Annotated in this window: 10 protein-coding genes and 1 pseudogene; 6 read left to right on the forward strand and 5 right to left on the reverse strand. The window is 70.9% G+C overall.

All coding sequences use genetic code 11. The features are described 5' to 3' along the window. Window positions 1–4 precede the first annotated feature (4 nt). Entirely contained in the window at window positions 5–1,045 is a 1,041-nt protein-coding gene (locus tag AB0L74_RS07220) for a helix-turn-helix transcriptional regulator (protein ID WP_365646634.1), read from the reverse strand. Window positions 1,046–1,298: 253 nt separating this feature from the next. On the opposite strand from AB0L74_RS07220, the gene AB0L74_RS07225 reads away from it, so the two are divergent. Next, a complete protein-coding gene (locus AB0L74_RS07225; RefSeq protein WP_365646637.1) occupies window positions 1,299–1,634 on the forward strand; it encodes a hypothetical protein in 336 nt (111 codons plus the stop codon). Between the two features lie 147 nt (window positions 1,635–1,781). Here AB0L74_RS07225 and AB0L74_RS07230 read toward each other — a convergent pair whose 3' ends face one another. Further along, window positions 1,782–2,198 (reverse strand): TIGR03618 family F420-dependent PPOX class oxidoreductase, encoded by a 417-nt coding sequence (locus tag AB0L74_RS07230; protein WP_365646640.1) that lies wholly within the window; start codon window positions 2,196–2,198, stop codon window positions 1,782–1,784. A gap of 135 nt (window positions 2,199–2,333) precedes the next feature. On the opposite strand from AB0L74_RS07230, the gene clpB reads away from it, so the two are divergent. Both clpB and AB0L74_RS07240 read left to right on the forward strand, forming a co-directional pair. Continuing rightward, entirely contained in the window at window positions 2,334–4,931 is a 2,598-nt protein-coding gene (gene clpB / locus AB0L74_RS07235; RefSeq protein ID WP_365646643.1) for an ATP-dependent chaperone ClpB, read from the forward strand. Between the two features lie 149 nt (window positions 4,932–5,080). After that, the gene (locus AB0L74_RS07240; protein WP_365646646.1) at window positions 5,081–5,608 is read left to right on the forward strand and encodes a YbjN domain-containing protein; all 528 of its coding nucleotides are present in this window, start codon (window positions 5,081–5,083) and stop codon (window positions 5,606–5,608) included. Between the two features lie 222 nt (window positions 5,609–5,830). On the opposite strand, the pseudogene AB0L74_RS07245 reads toward AB0L74_RS07240, so the two are convergent. From AB0L74_RS07245 to AB0L74_RS07255, 3 genes and pseudogenes are all read right to left on the reverse strand, one after another. Then, window positions 5,831–6,142 (reverse strand): annotated as a pseudogene (locus AB0L74_RS07245) (aminotransferase class I/II-fold pyridoxal phosphate-dependent enzyme); the annotation flags it as partial. A 13-nt stretch (window positions 6,143–6,155) separates the two neighbouring features. After that, window positions 6,156–7,109, reverse strand: a complete 954-nt coding sequence (locus tag AB0L74_RS07250) for an FAD-dependent oxidoreductase (protein WP_365646649.1) — start codon at window positions 7,107–7,109, stop codon at window positions 6,156–6,158. Between the two features lie 11 nt (window positions 7,110–7,120). Continuing rightward, entirely contained in the window at window positions 7,121–8,566 is a 1,446-nt protein-coding gene (locus AB0L74_RS07255) for a carph-isopro domain-containing protein (protein ID WP_365646652.1), read from the reverse strand. Window positions 8,567–8,877: 311 nt separating this feature from the next. Between AB0L74_RS07255 and AB0L74_RS07260 the strand changes: the two genes are divergently transcribed. Genes AB0L74_RS07260 through AB0L74_RS07270 form a run of 3 tightly spaced genes read left to right on the forward strand, consistent with a single transcriptional unit; the run spans window position 8,878 to window position 11,644 of the window. Further along, complete coding sequence (locus AB0L74_RS07260; protein WP_365646655.1) at window positions 8,878–9,294, forward strand: ATP-binding protein; 417 nt, start codon at window positions 8,878–8,880, stop codon at window positions 9,292–9,294. Between the two features lie 44 nt (window positions 9,295–9,338). Further along, the gene (locus tag AB0L74_RS07265) at window positions 9,339–10,649 is read left to right on the forward strand and encodes a glycosyltransferase family 4 protein (protein WP_365646657.1); all 1,311 of its coding nucleotides are present in this window, start codon (window positions 9,339–9,341) and stop codon (window positions 10,647–10,649) included. Next, window positions 10,646–11,644 carry a D-2-hydroxyacid dehydrogenase gene (locus tag AB0L74_RS07270; protein ID WP_365646660.1) on the forward strand — a complete coding sequence of 333 codons (999 nt, stop codon included), beginning with the start codon at window positions 10,646–10,648 and terminating at the stop codon, window positions 11,642–11,644. The genes AB0L74_RS07265 and AB0L74_RS07270 overlap by 4 nt, the downstream gene beginning before the upstream one ends. Window position 11,645 lies beyond the last annotated feature (1 nt).

Genomic DNA, 11,645 nt, shown 5'->3' on the forward strand with positions numbered 1-11,645 from the left:
CCCCTCACGCCTGGCTCTCCCGCGGCGACGGCCGGTCCCGCGGTTCCAGGATGCCCGACTGGGCGATGAGGTAGCCGAGTTGGGCGCGGCTGCCGCTGCCGAGGGTGGCGGCCAGCTTGGCTATGTGGGCACGGCACGTCCTGACGTTCATGCCGAGGCGGCGGGCGATGGCCTCGTCGACGTGCCCCTCCACGAGGAGCTTGGCGATGGAGTACTGGATGTCCGTGATGCCGCCGGGCGCGGGATCGTAGCGGCCCCCGGCGCTCAGCGGGACGGACCGGCTCCACATGAACTCGAAGACCTTGATCAGGTACCGGACGAGGCCGGGATGGCGGATCTCCAGGGCGACCTGCTGGTCGTCGCGGGTGGGGATGAACGCCACCGTCTCGTCGCAGACGATGAGGCGCTCCACCACCTCGTCGATCGTGCGGTACTCCGCCTTGCCGCCGGCCAGTTGGGCGACGTAGGCCAGCTTCTGCGGGCTGTAGCGCGCGGTGTGCTGGTAGAGCGTGCGGATCCGCACCCCGCGCTCGGTCAGCGGCTTGTCGCGCTCCAGGCCCTGGGCGAGGCTCCGTTCGGAGAAGCGGTCGTCGCTGGGCTGGATGGTGAGCATCTCGCAACGGCACTGCGCGGTGGCCAGATCCAGGGCCGCGTTGATCCGGCCGCTGCCCTCCAGCACCGTGATGGCGAGGGCGCTGCTCGCCGGCTGGACGCCGAGCGTCATGAACGGCTCGAAGGCGTCGGCGAGCCGGAGTGACAGCCGCCTGCGTTCGGCGATGTCGCGCTCGATGGGATCGAGACGCCGGGCGAGCGCCACCGCGGGCGGCACGGGGCGCAGCCAGTCCTGATCGTCCGGATCCGGGTGGAGAAGGGCGAACTCCGTCAGGCAGGGGGCGCACTCCGCGTCGGAGCGGGGGATCCGCCCGCTACGCAGGGCGTTCGCGTAGAGTCGGCTGCCTTCCTCGCACAGTTCGGTCACCGCGTGGGGATGTGCCGCCTTGGTCTGGTTTTCCACGAAATCTCCACCCCCCAGGGTCCTGAACATGCAGGAACATGATGCATCGATTGTGTGGCCATGACGTGTTCGAATGAGCCATCGTCTTACATGACGGGGGAAGAGAAGACTTACCTAGTGAGGACGAAGCCGACCATGCGTAAGAGACTGCTTCGCTCGGTGCTTGCCGCCGCTCTCTCCGCCGTTGCGGCCTTCGGTGCACTGAGTGGTTTTGCCGGAACGAAGGGCGACGCCCGGGCGGACAGCCACTGGCCGTCGATTGTCGTGAACTCGGAGCGTTGATGTGACGACTCCACCCGACGACCGGTCGTTCCGTCGCGAGATGGCGACGGCCTACCGTTCCGGCTGGCACTTCATCGACCTGGTCACCGCCATCCCCCACAGCGGTGACTCGCTGATGGTGACCGTCTTCGGTGAACCGGTCGTCGTGACGCGGGACGAGGACGGAGACGTACGAGCGTACCGGTGCCTGCGGCGGCCCAGGGGGGCGCCGCAGCCCGTGCGGTGTGCCATCCGGTACGGAATGATCTTTGTGAACCTGGACCAGCGGGACCACCGGCTCGTGCAGCCGGAGACCCCCGATGTGAGGACCATCTCGGCCACCCCCCGCAGTGCCTGACGCGATTCCCCCGTCGCAAAAGATCGCTCAGGTGCTTCCCCCCGCAGCGGCGTCACCGTGACCTGAACACGGTGACGCCGCTGACGTTTTATGAGGACTTCTTCCGACACCGGGCGATTGCCGGAGCGGCTCGAATTCGCCGGTGGCTCAGCCGCGCCCCATCGCCCGCTCCAGCGCTATCTCGATCACCACGCGGGACGGGTTGGGCGACGGCTGCCGCCCGTAGCGCTCCGCGTAGCGCCGCTCGGCCTCCGCGATCCGCTCCGGTTCGGTGCTGACCCGGGCCCGGCCCTCCAGTGTCGCCCAGCGCCGGCCGTCGACCTGGCACACGGCCGCCGGTATCCCCTCCGGGCCCGCCGCCAGGACGTTCCGCACCTTCGCGCTGGACTCGTTGGCGATCACCCGTGCCAGCCGGCTCCCGGGATCGTAGGTGACGCCGACGGGGACGACGTGCGGGGTGCCGTCCGGGCGCGGCGTGGTCAGCGTGGCGAGATGCCGCTCCTGCCAGAAACGCAGATAGGGCGCGTCCGGCTCGGCCGGATCGACGGAGTACGTGGGGGCCATGCCCGCAACCTAACCCGTCCCCGCCGCCATCCTCCCCTGGCCTCCTTGAGTGGAATAGACTCAACTTTGTGTACGTTTACTGAGTCAGCACTGGGAGATGTGGCCGTCAGCTGACGCTAGGAGGAGAACGCGAACGTGGACGCCGAGCTGACCAACCGGAGCCGGGACGCGATCAACGCGGCCAGCAGCCGGGCCGTGACCGAGGGGCACGCCGATCTCACCCCCGCCCACCTGCTGCTGGCTCTGCTTCAGGGGCAGGACAACGAGAACATCACCGACCTGCTCGTCGCGGTCGAGGCCGACCTGGCGGCCGTACGCTCCGGCGCGGAGCGGATTCTCGCCGGGCTGCCCAGTGTGACGGGATCCACGGTGGCGCCGCCGCAGCCCAACCGCGAGATGCTCGCCGTCATCGCCGACGCCCAGGCCCGCGCCCGGGAACTCGGCGACGAGTACCTGTCCACCGAGCACCTGCTCATCGGCATCGCCGCCAAGGGCGGCGCGGCCGGGGAGGTGCTCCAGCGGCAGGGCGCCGCCGCGAAGAAGCTGCTGGAGGCCTTCCGCAAGACGAGGGGAGGGCGCCGCGTGACCACCCCCGACCCCGAGGGGCAGTACAAGGCGCTGGAGAAGTTCGGCACCGACCTGACCGCCGCCGCCCGCGAGGGCAGGCTGGACCCGGTCATCGGGCGGGACCAGGAGATCCGGCGGGTCGTGCAGGTGCTCAGCCGCCGGACCAAGAACAACCCCGTCCTGATCGGCGAGCCCGGCGTCGGCAAGACCGCCGTCGTCGAGGGTCTCGCCCAGCGGATCGTGAAGGGGGACGTGCCGGAGTCGCTGCGGGACAAGCGGCTGGTCGCGCTCGACCTGGGCGCGATGGTGGCGGGCGCGAAGTACCGGGGTGAGTTCGAGGAGCGGCTGAAGACCGTCCTCGCCGAGATCAAGGACTCCGACGGGCAGATCGTCACCTTCATCGACGAGCTGCACACCGTCGTGGGCGCGGGCGCCGGCGGCGACTCCGCCATGGACGCCGGGAACATGCTCAAGCCCATGCTCGCGCGCGGCGAGCTGCGCATGGTGGGCGCGACGACGCTCGACGAGTACCGCGAGCGGATCGAGAAGGACCCGGCGCTGGAGCGGCGCTTCCAGCAGGTGCTGGTGGCCGAGCCGACCGTCGAGGACTCCATCGCGATCCTGCGCGGCCTCAAGGGTCGCTACGAGGCCCACCACAAGGTGCAGATCGCCGACAGCGCGCTGGTGGCGGCGGCGACCCTGTCCGACCGGTACATCACCTCCCGCTTCCTGCCCGACAAGGCCATCGACCTCGTCGACGAGGCGGCCTCCCGGCTGCGCATGGAGATCGACTCCTCGCCCGTCGAGATCGACGAACTCCAGCGTGCCGTGGACCGGCTGAAGATGGAGGAGCTCGCCCTCGGCCGGGAGACCGACCAGGCGTCCAGGGAGCGCCTGGAGAAGCTGCGCCGCGACCTGGCCGACAAGGAGGAGGAGCTGCGCGGCCTGGGGGCCCGCTGGGAGAAGGAGAAGCAGTCCCTCAACCGGGTCGGCGAGCTGAAGGAGAAGCTGGACGAGCTGCGCGGCCAGGCCGAGCGCGCCCAGCGCGACGGCGACTTCGACACCGCCTCCAAGCTGCTGTACGGCGAGATCCCGGCCCTGGAGAAGGAGCTGGAGGCCGCCTCGCAGGCCGAGGAGGAGGTCGCCAGGGACACGATGGTGAAGGAGGAGGTCGGCCCCGACGACATCGCGGACGTCGTCGCCTCCTGGACCGGCATCCCCGCCGGGCGGCTGCTGGAGGGCGAGACGCAGAAGCTGCTGCGGATGGAGGACGAGCTGGGCAGGCGGCTGATCGGGCAGACGGAGGCCGTGCGGGCGGTCTCCGACGCGGTACGGCGCTCCCGCGCGGGCATCGCCGACCCCGACCGGCCCACCGGCTCCTTCCTCTTCCTGGGCCCGACCGGCGTCGGCAAGACGGAGCTGGCCAAGGCCCTGGCCGACTTCCTCTTCGACGACGAGCGGGCGATGGTCCGCATCGACATGTCGGAGTACAGCGAGAAGCACAGCGTGGCCCGCCTGGTCGGCGCCCCGCCCGGGTACGTCGGCTACGAGGAGGGCGGCCAGCTGACCGAGGCCGTGCGCCGCCGCCCGTACAGCGTGGTGCTGCTGGACGAGGTGGAGAAGGCCCACCCCGAGGTCTTCGACATCCTGTTGCAGGTGCTGGACGACGGCCGCCTCACCGACGGCCAGGGCCGCACGGTCGACTTCCGCAACACCATCCTGGTGCTCACCTCCAACCTGGGCAGCCAGTTCCTGGTCGACCCGCTCACCAGCGAGACGGAGAAGAGGGAGCAGGTCCTGGAGGTGGTCCGCGCCTCGTTCAAGCCGGAGTTCCTCAACCGGCTCGACGATCTGGTGGTCTTCGCCGCCCTGACCAAGCCCGAGCTGGAGCGCATCGCGCGCCTCCAGATCGACCGCCTGGCCCGGCGGCTCGCCGAGCGGCGCCTCAGCCTCGACGTCACGCCCGGGGCCCTGGCCTGGCTCGCGGAGGAGGGCCTGGATCCGGCCTACGGCGCCCGCCCGCTGCGCCGTCTGGTCCAGAGCGCCATCGGCGACCGCCTCGCCAAGGAGATCCTGTCCGGCGAGATCAAGGACGGCGACACCGTGCGCGTGGACCGCGCCGGTGACGGGCTGATCGTGGGTCCGGCCGTCGCCAAGACGCTGTAGGACGGCCCGGCCCGTCACTCCGGCGGGTGCCGGGCGCCCCCCGACCGGCCGGATCGTGTCCGCCGATGGCAGACAGATCCGGCCGGGCCTTGCCACCCCCCTCCCCGGATGAGGGAGGATGGCGAGATCCGCACGAAGGGAAATTCACGGTGAGCATCGACCCGTCCTCGATTCCGAACTTCGGGGGCCAGCCCGAGCCGCAGCCCCAAGGACCGGCGGGCCCCGTCGTCCCGGATCAGGATCTCGTGAAGCAGCTCCTGGAGCAGATGGAGCTCAAGTACGTCGTCGACGAGGAGGGAGACCTCGCGGCGCCGTGGGAGCAGTTCCGCACGTACTTCATGTTCCGCGGCGAGGCCGACCAGCAGGTCTTCTCGGTGCGGACGTTCTACGACCGGCCCCACCAGATCGGCGAGAAGCCGCAGCTGCTGGAGTCCATCGACGACTGGAACCGGCGCACCCTGTGGCCCAAGGTCTACACCCACACCCACGACGACGGCACGGTCCGCCTGATCGGCGAGGCCCAGATGCTGATCGGCATGGGCGTGAGCCTGGAGCACTTCGTCTCCTCCACGGTCAGCTGGGTGCGCGCGGCGATCGAGTTCGACCGCTGGCTCGTCGAGCAGCTGGGCCTGGAGCAGGAGGTCAACGACGCGGAGAAGCCCGAGGACGACGAGTAGGCCGCCCGTCGGCCCCACGGCGTCCCGGCGCGTGCCGACGGGCGCGCGCCGTACGCGGAGAGCCCGGCCGGGCACCCACCCTCGCGGTGGCGTGCCGGGGCCGGGCTCTCGCGCGCGTACCGGGGGTCCCGCGCGGGCGGTGGGAGGCGCCGCCGCCCGGTCCGGAGGCGGGCGCCGTCCGTCCACAGCCTGTGGACGGACGGCGCCGGGAAGGGCCCGCGGTCAGCCGGCCGCCGGCCGGGGCGTCAGCGCCGTCAGCCGTGCCACGGCCTCCTCCAGCACCGCGGTGCGCTTGCAGAACGCGAACCGCACGAAGGGAGCGCCCTGCTCCCGGTGGTCGTAGAAGACCGCGTTGGGGATGGCGACCACACCCGCGCGTTCGGGCAGGGCGCGGCAGAAGGCGAAGCCGTCGTCGAAGCCGAGCGGGCGGATGTCGGTGGTGACGAAATAGGTCCCGGCGGGACGGAACACCCCGAACCCGGCCTCCGCCAGCCCCGCCGCGAGCAGGTCCCGCTTGGCCCGCAGGGTCTGTACCTCCAGGTTTAGATCACTTGGCAAAGAGCAACGCCAAAACCTCCTCAGCGCACCCCCACGACAGCGTGACGCCGGCGCCTCCGTGCCCGTAGTTGTGCACGAGCACGGTGCCGTCGTCCCGCACCTCTTCCTCCACACGGACCGTGGCACGGGTCGGTCGAGCGCCGACCCGGTGTTCCAGGACACGAGCCTGGGCGAGTCGGGGCTCGACCTCGGCACAGCGGGCGAGGATGCCGGCCGCCGCCTTGTCGTCGGGGGCCAGGTCGCCCTCGCCGTCGATCGCCGTGCCCCCCAGCACGAGGGTGTCCCCGTGCGGGTAGAAGCACAGGAGGTCCGGGGAGAGGCCGGTGTCCTCGGAGAAGAACTCGGTCAGCCCGGGGTTGGTGACGACGACGTGCTGGCCGCGGATGGGCCGGAGGTCAGGGTCCGGAACCAGGTCGCGTGCCCCGAGGCCCGCGCAGTTGACGATCGCCGAAGCCGGACCGGCGTCCGAGAGCGAGGTCAGCCGTCGCCGCTCGACCACACCTCCGGCATCGCGGAGCCGGCGCAGGAGGTGGTCGAGGTAGGTGGGCATGTCGATCAGTGGCACGGTGAACCGGTAACCCGCCGTGAACCCGGCCGGCAGTTCGGCCCGCTCGCACGGTCGGAAACCCGGCAGAGTGGTGGCCCAGTCCGGCGCGGCCTCGGCCGTGCGGGACGCCTCGATGCCACTGGTGAGCCGGACGCCCGTCCCCGGGTCCTGGGCCAGTTTCCGGAAGACCTCCAGGGACCGCTGCCCCCACTGGTCGACCTTGTCCTTCGGCTCGACCAGGTAAGGCCCCCACATCGCCCCGGCCGCCAGCGACGTGACCCCCGGCACCTGCTCGGCGATCACGTGCACCGAAGCCCCGGCCTCGGCGAGAACGACGGCCGTGGTGAGTCCAGCCACCCCGGCCCCGACGACGACAACGCGCTCCCCTGCGGTCATGAACCCCGACCCTAACGGCCGGGTTGCGTCGATGGGGCGTGTCGGGCGAGGGCGTCCTCCAGGGCCGGCAGGAAGCCGCGCACGTGAGGGTTGCGCTGTCGGCGGCGGAGGTCGGCGGCAAGCTGGTGGAGCAGCGCCGCGCTGCGCGGTGAGCGGACGACACCCAGGCGGTCGGCGGCGATCTGGCCGATCTCGCAGGCTGCCTCCAGGTCTCCGTGGGCACTGTGGCCCAGGGCCAGCCAGGCTCCCTCGAACATGGCTCGGCGCTGGCTGGGGTCACCGCGCGGGACGCCGTACGCCCCGGACCTGAGCATCTCGGTCCCCTGGGCGAGGAAGCGACGGCTCTTCTTTCCGCTCTCCGCCTTCTGCTGTGCACGACCCATCTGGATGAGGCCGTAGCCGGCCTGGCAGTCCAGGTGGTTGTCGGTGAGGAAGTACATCCAGCGGGGCTCTTCTTGGCGGCCGTCCCGGCTTGCGATCAGTTCGCGGGCAGCACCACGGGTGTGGGCGAAGTCGTTGTCACGGCCGGCGGCGGCGTACGCGTAGGCGAGCCGGGACAGGACGGACGCCCGGACGGCCAGCGGGGCGGCGTCGCCGGCACGGCGGGCGGCCTCGCCAAGGGCGATGGCGTCCGCGGGGTGTCCTCGACTGGCCGCCTGGAAGGAGAGGTCACCGAGGATGTGGGCACACAGGGCGAGATCGTTGACCTGGTGCGCGGCCCGGAGCGCCGTGACGAAGTAGCGCTGCGCCAGTCCGTGATCGGCCGCGTCGAAGGCCATCCAGCCGGCCAGCTGGCCGATCTCCGCGAGGGCGCGGATCAGGCGGCTCGCGACAGCCGGAGAGTGGCCGCCTTCGCGGATCAGCAGCCCGACAGCCCGGAACTGGGCTCCCACGTAGGGCAGGTGACGTGCCCCTCCGTGCTCGTCGTCGAGCAGCTGGAGCATGGGGAGGTGCTGTTCCACTTGGTCCACGAGCGGATCGGTGCCGAGCGACGACGTCATTCGAGGCGGGTACTGGCCGCGTCCCGCGGTGCCGTCGAGGTACTGGGCGACGATCGCGAGGAGTCCCGCGCCCGAGATCGCGAGGAACCTGCGGCGGTCGACAAGCCCTCCGATCACCCAGTCCTCCACGATCGCCTCCATGCCATGCGCGGTCCAGGGCCGCGCGAGATCCGTGTCCGCGGGGACGAGCACTGACGAGTCACCCACACGCCCCTGCCACAGTTCGGCCACCGAGACATTCCTACCCAGCTCCTGGGAGAGCACGTAGGCGGCCATCATCGGCAACGGCGGGCGCGGCAGGGCGCCGGCGTCCCGCCAGTGGTACGGCGCCGACTCGGCCACCGTTCCCGCTCCGAACACTCGGTTGAGCTTGCGAGCGAGCGCCTTCGGGCTCCACCCGAGTTCGTCGAGGCACCCGGCCAGTACGACGTTGGGCTCGCCTGTCTGCGGTGCCACGTGCGACCACCCTTCGCTCCAGTGGTTCGTCCCTCACTTCGCGGGCCCCATGGTGATGCCTTTGGCCGGGCGGTTCACCACCACCGCGTGGAAGTTGACCGAGTTGACCCACTGATCGGGTCCTGCCTGACCGTCCCCCTCCTGTGTTCTTGGATCCCGGCGGAGGCGCCCGTCTTCCGAGCCGACGGAGAAAGAGGTGGGCCTTGAGACAGCACACGAGCACCTTCCCAGGCCGACCGGGCGGTGTGCTGGACCGTGCCGCCGGACGGCCAACCTCAGCCCCCGGACGCGGGTTCGTCGCCGGCGACGGCATGACCACCCTGATCACGGATCTGCCATACGGACCGGAAGCGGCCGAGGTCGCCCGGGGCGCCGTGACGCTGGCGCTGCGTGGCACTGAGACGGATGTACTTGCTGACGCCCGCCTGATCGGGTCGGAGCTGGCGACGAACGCCTTCGTATCGGGCAGTCCGCCGTTGGTTCTGTGCGTCGACCGCAGGGGGCTGACCGGCGGCGGCCTGGAGATCGAGATCACCGTCACTGATGGCGGCTGTCCCCGGCCCGCACCCGCTTCTCCCACTGCTCCCGATGAGCAGGCCGAATCAGGACGGGGACTGGTCATCGTCGATGCCTTGGCCGATGCCTGGTCGCTGACGACTGGCACCAACGGCTCTCGTGCCTGGTGCCGACTCACCCGCAGGCCGTGCTCCTCGTCCGCCGGCGCCTGATGTCCACGCCGGTCCAAAACCGTCCTCCAAGGAGGGACCGCACAGTGCGCATCGACCATGCGACTTCCCCACCCTCACGCACGGCCGTGCCGGAGTCCGCTCGCCAGCCCAGGGCCGTCGTCGCTCTCCACGAGGGCTTTTACGGTGCGGAGTCGGGCACCGGCTTCAGCAACCGCGCCTTCCTCACGGCACTGGCCCGGCTCCTGCCGACAGGCCGCCTCTCGGTGATCACCCCGCACGTCCCCGAGTCCGCGGGCGCGCACGATCAGCGGTGGGCCGGCGAGGTCCGGCAGATGCTGCGACAGGCCGCAGCCCAGGTCATCACGATCCCGAAGGTCAACGCGCCACCGGACTCGGTCCGCGGCTCGGTTCAGCTGTGCGACCTGGCGGGCGAGGCGGCCATGCGCATCGCCGCGCGGGCGAGCCGGTGCCTCCTCGTCGGCCTCGACATCCCGTTCCTCGGGCTCGCCCCCTACATGTCGCCGACCACGGACCTGCTGCTCGTGCCTCGCTCCACGACCGCGCTGACGCGGCCCAAGGATGTCTCCCGCATCCGCTGGGAGCGCGACGCCCTGCGAGCGGCGACACTCCGAGGTGCGCGCGTCGGGGCTATCTCCTCGCACATGCGAGGCCATCTCATCGTCAACTACGCCGTCCCTCGGTCGAGCATCGTGAACATCCCGAACGGGCTGGTCCGTGAAGAGATGGTCAAACCGCCCACGACTCTGCCCCTGCCTTTCAAGGCCCGCGCTGGATTCCTTCTCGCCATGGGCCGCGCAGTCCCGTCGAAAGGCTTCGAAGACCTCCTGGAGGCGTCGCGCCTGCTGAAGGAACGCGGTGTCCAAGTTCCTCACCTGCTGCTGGCTGCCGTGACCTCGGAGGAACACGAGTTTCCCTCCCCGTACCAGCGGGACCTGGCGGCACACATCCGCGCGCACGATCTGGACGCGACTCTGATCACTCGCTTCGCCCCCGCGATCCGTGCCTGGCTGCACAGCCCGGCCCTGCGCGCGGTCATCGTTCCCTCTCGCGAGGAACCCTTCGGCCGGATACCCCTGGAAGCGTTCGCAGCCGGTGCGGGCCCGGTGGTCGCGACCACGGCCGGCGGCCTGGCTCAGACAGTCATCGAGGGCGAGACCGGCTTCACGGCCGCACCACAGGACCCCAGGTCCCTGGCGTCCGCCCTGCACCGGGCCCTGACCGTCCTGCCCCGAGAACGCGATCGGCTCCGGAGCGCCGGGGCGGCCCTGGTGCGCTCCCGCCACGACTACGAGGCCAGCGTCGGTTCCCTCATGAACCGCGTCGCCCCCTGGGCGCTGGCGCCGTCAACCACCGCGGAGGGCCGAGCGCGATGAGCCGGCCGGTAGTGCTAATCAGCCTGGAGTCCCCGCACTCCTTCTGGCGGCTGTCCTCCGAGCACGAGCGTGCGCTGTCCGTCGCCTTCCCCGGCGTCGAGTTCCGCAGGGCGGCCGAGGAGGCCGTGCCGCACCAGCTGGCCGACGCACACGTCTACTTCGGGTGGCGATTCGCGCCCTCGTGGCTGTTCGCCGCGCCACATCTACGGTGGATCGCTTCCCCGGCCGCCGGCACCGACCATCTGCCCGTCGCCGAGGCGCACTCCGTCGGGGTGGCCCTGACCCGCTCGTACGGCTTCCACGGCAGACCCATGGCCGAGCACGCCATGGGCGTGGTCCTGGGTTTCTCCCGCGGGCTGTTCATCAGCCAGCGCGTCCAGCGGAACCGTGCCTGGTGGAAGGACGACCTGGCCGAAGAGTTCTTCGACCTGGCGGGGGCGACGATGACCATCGTCGGCTGCGGCAGCGTCGGACGCCACCTCGCCCAGGCCGCTCGGGCCTTCGGCATAAACGTCATCGGAGTGCGCCGGACACCGCCTGCGGCTTCCGAGGGCGGGATCACGTGGGTGCGCACGACGGCGGTGCACCAGGCGGTGTCCGTCGCCGACGTAGTGGTCAATCTGCTGCCCGCGACCCCGGCGACGGACCGCTACTTCGACCACGACCTCTTCTCGGCGTGCAAGCCCCGCTCTCTCTTCCTCAACCTCGGCCGCGCGGCAACCGTCGACCAGCCGGCTCTCCTGGCCTCCCTCGACACCGGCCACCTGCGCGGCGCGGCCCTGGACGTGTTCGATCCGAAGCCGCTGCCCGCCCGCCATCCGCTGCGGCTCCACCCCCGGGTCGTACTCACCCCGAAAAGCTCGGTGTTCTGCCGCGCGTACATGGACGAGGCGGTGGCGTTCTTCGCCGACAACCTGCACTGCTACCTCTCGGGCCAGCCCCTCAACGGCCTGGCCGAGGCGCCCGCCACCCGCTCTCCGCTCGCAGGAGGCTGAC

Origin of the sequence: Streptomyces sp. NPDC052020 (assembly GCF_040680575.1) — a bacterium.
Lineage (GTDB): Bacteria > Actinomycetota > Actinomycetes > Streptomycetales > Streptomycetaceae > Streptomyces.

Coding starts and splice junctions, on each gene's coding strand:
- AB0L74_RS07220 (WP_365646634.1), bottom strand. CDS start 1,045: ATGTTCAGGACCCTGGGGGGTGGAGATTTCGTGGAAAACCAGACCAAG.
- AB0L74_RS07230 (WP_365646640.1), bottom strand. CDS start 2,198: ATGGCCCCCACGTACTCCGTCGATCCGGCCGAGCCGGACGCGCCCTAT.
- AB0L74_RS07250 (WP_365646649.1), bottom strand. CDS start 7,109: ATGACCGCAGGGGAGCGCGTTGTCGTCGTCGGGGCCGGGGTGGCTGGA.
- AB0L74_RS07260 (WP_365646655.1), top strand. CDS start 8,878: ATGACCACCCTGATCACGGATCTGCCATACGGACCGGAAGCGGCCGAG.
- AB0L74_RS07270 (WP_365646660.1), top strand. CDS start 10,646: ATGAGCCGGCCGGTAGTGCTAATCAGCCTGGAGTCCCCGCACTCCTTC.